The organism is Gordonibacter sp. (genome assembly GCF_036667095.1).
Classification (GTDB): Bacteria; Actinomycetota; Coriobacteriia; order Coriobacteriales; family Eggerthellaceae; genus Gordonibacter.
Genome location: NZ_JAVWUP010000300.1, coordinates 1 through 2,385 on the forward strand (window position 1 = coordinate 1; position 2,385 = coordinate 2,385).

Consider the following 2,385-nt stretch of genomic DNA (forward strand, 5'->3'; position numbering starts at 1 on the left):
CAGCTCCAGCTGGCGCTGCAGATGGTCTTCGATGGTGCGGCGTATCTGCGCGCGCTTGATGGCAGCCTCGGCCACATCGCCCACGGCCTCGCCCTTCTCCAGATACTCGCCGTTTTGGAACTCGATAAACTCTCGCCCTTCGGCGGTCTCGATGTTCGAGACAATCCACCCGGCCTCGTAATCGGAGTTCTCGTTGCTCTTATCGTACAGCGAGTCGCCCGTCTTCACGGTTACGGCCTTGCGCTTCTGGCTTCCATCTTTCTGGCGCACGTCGATGGTAACCTTGGCGTTGAACGGATGCGCCTTGGTTGCATCCAGCCGCACGTAAGCGCCGTTCATGTCTGCCTGCGATTGGATGGAGTCGACGCAGATGCCCTTCACCAAGTCGCGCTGGAACGCATCGACCGGCGTCAGGCGGTAGATCATGTTGTAGGTTTGCTTGTGGGTGGCGGAATAGCGCAGCACGAACAGCGGGTTCAGGCTCTTGATGGCCTTCTTCGCCTTTGCCGTATTGTCTACGCTCTGCGGCTCGTCGATGATGACGATGGGCTTGCAGGCGGCAACCACCTCTTGGGGCGAGCGCCCGCCGATAAGCTTCTCGCTGCGGCGATGGAACAGGTTGCTCTTGTCCTCCATCCCTTCGTCGTCGAACGCCTTGTTGAACGCGCCGATGTTGATGATCATCACCTGGATGGACGACGACGTGGCGAAGTTGCCCACTGGGCCCATGTCCTTCGAGTCGTAGATGAACACGTCGAGCGGGGTTCGGTCGTAGAGCGTCTCGAAGTGCTTGCGCGTGGTTTCGAACGACTTCATGATGCCTTCGCGGATGGCCACGTTGGGCACGACGATGCAGAACTTCGTGATGCCGTAGCGCTTGTTCAGCTCGTAGATGCTGCGGATGTACACGTAGGTTTTTCCCGTGCCCGTCTCCATCTCGATGGTGAAGTCGCGCAGGCGACCGTCGGTGGTTTCGCACGTTGGGGGAAGGCAGTTGTCCTCTTGGATGGCGTGCAGGTTCTCTTCCAGCTGCCGCGCCGAAAGGCGCAGGTCGTTGCCGTGTCCCACGGTGTCGAACAGCGCGGCCTGCCCGCCGTATTCCTCGCCGCTGATTAGCGATGCCTGGTAGGTTTGCGCCGTATTCGCAGTGAATGCGCTGCTGATGAACTGCTGACCGGTGAACAGGTTGACGGTTGCCTCGATGGCCTCCACCTGATGCTGCTGGTCAGAAGAGTACTTGAATTCGAGTTGGGACATGCTAGACCGTCCTCAGTTCTATCTCTAGGCCGCTTTTATCGGAGGCATGCTTGAAGATTTGCACGGCGTTGAGCTTGAGGGTGTCGGTGAGGATAGAGTCCAGCATGAATACTCGCCTGGGCTCGCGGTCGGCGATAGCCTGCAGCGCTTCGATGGTGAGGCCTTCGGACATGCAGCAGATAAGCTCGTCGGATGCGACGGAATAACAGGGATAGCCGGCGGCCTCCATCGGCTCAACAGGTAACGTGAGCTCCAGGCCCCACTTGAGCATCATCTCGAAGATGATATCCTCGTCGGTGCGGTCGTCCTTCACCACGTTGTCGACAAGAGTCATCTCATCGGGGTTGTTGATGCCCGAATCGTCGAGCTTGAGCACGCGGAAACCGATGTCGGGAATGGGTTTTGGCTCTTCGCCGAGTTTGAGCTGCTTGTTCTCCTCCTCGATTTCAGCTGCGATTTTCGCACCAGCACGCCGAATACGCTCTTCGCCGATATCACAAAGGGTGTCCCATTCGCCCGATGCCTTTTCTGGCAGCTGAACCAGAATGAAGTTCCGATTCCCGCCGTCTTCGGCATTCTTGGCCACAACCGCCTCGCCCATGCTTGCCGAGCCCGAAAAGAAGTCAAGGACGATAGAGTCTTCATCGCTTGCGATGTCAAGAATCCGTCTCATCAGACGAACTGGCTTCGGTGTATCAAATGGTGCATTGCCGTCAAAGAGTGCTTTGAGTTGCTTTTTGGCTTCATCTGTATGCCCGACTTCTTCATAGCCCCAGAGATTGGTGGCTACACGTCCTTGGGATTCGTCAAGGTAGCGTTTTCGGCGCATTCCTCCTGAACCTTTTCCGGTGAAGTACATCAAGGGCCAGCAGCCTTGGTCGTAGCGCTTCTGAGCTAAAGCTCTGGCTTGTTCTAGTGGGACCGCAAGCGCAATTCCCATAACGTTATCTCGAACTTCAGCTTCAGAGATTCCGCATACCGCCGCACGTTTGCCTCTATCGTTCAGATCTCGAAGCTCAAAAGGTGCCCATTTATTAAGGATGTCCAATAGGCCGGATTGTCCGACCCGCCAACATGACGATGTTGGCGGGTACATAATCTCGCCAGTAAATGGATGTTGAATACCGT

At 56.7% G+C, this 2,385-nt stretch carries 2 protein-coding genes; both read right to left on the reverse strand.

Translation table 11 applies throughout. The annotated features are described in order from the left end of the window. Nucleotides 1-1,257: DEAD/DEAH box helicase family protein (locus RR842_RS13940; protein WP_332730185.1), on the reverse strand; the 1,257-nt coding region annotated here is incomplete at its 3' end. A 1-nt stretch (nt 1,258) separates the two neighbouring features. Then, nucleotides 1,259-2,385 (reverse strand): DNA methyltransferase (locus RR842_RS13945; RefSeq protein ID WP_332730187.1); only part of this gene is annotated, 1,127 nt, incomplete at its 5' end.